Origin of the sequence: Nodularia chucula CCY0103, from assembly GCF_963923915.1 — a bacterium.
GTDB classification, from domain to species: domain Bacteria; phylum Cyanobacteriota; class Cyanobacteriia; order Cyanobacteriales; family Nostocaceae; genus Nodularia; species Nodularia chucula.
In genome coordinates this window covers 1-325 of sequence record NZ_CAWUOL010000241.1, presented here as the reverse complement: position 1 = coordinate 325, position 325 = coordinate 1, and the positions used below count along the sequence as shown (strand labels likewise).

The following is a 325-nucleotide window of genomic DNA, read 5'->3' as shown; positions in this document are numbered from 1 at the left end:
CCACCAAGCTTGGTACTTCCGGGGGAATGCGCTAGGGAATTTAGAACGCTATGAAGAAGCGATCTCATCTTTTGACAAAGCCCTGGAATTTAAACCTGATAACCACGACGCTTGGAATAAGCGAGGGATTGCGCTGTGGAATTTAGGACGCTATGAACAAGCGATCTCATCTTTTGACAAAGCCCTGGAATTTAAACCTGATTACCACGAAGCTTGGTACAACCGGGGAAATGCGCTAGGGAATTTAGAACGCTATGAAGAAGCACTTGTATCTTATGACAAAGCCTTGGAATTTAAACCTGATAACCATTACGCTTGGAACAAC

The 325-nt window shown here is 44.3% G+C and carries 1 protein-coding gene; it reads left to right on the top strand.

Going from position 1 to position 325, the window contains the following annotated elements:
• On the top strand, positions 1-325 hold a 325-nt coding region (locus tag ACM0OP_RS24405; protein WP_414530982.1), incomplete at both ends, for a tetratricopeptide repeat protein.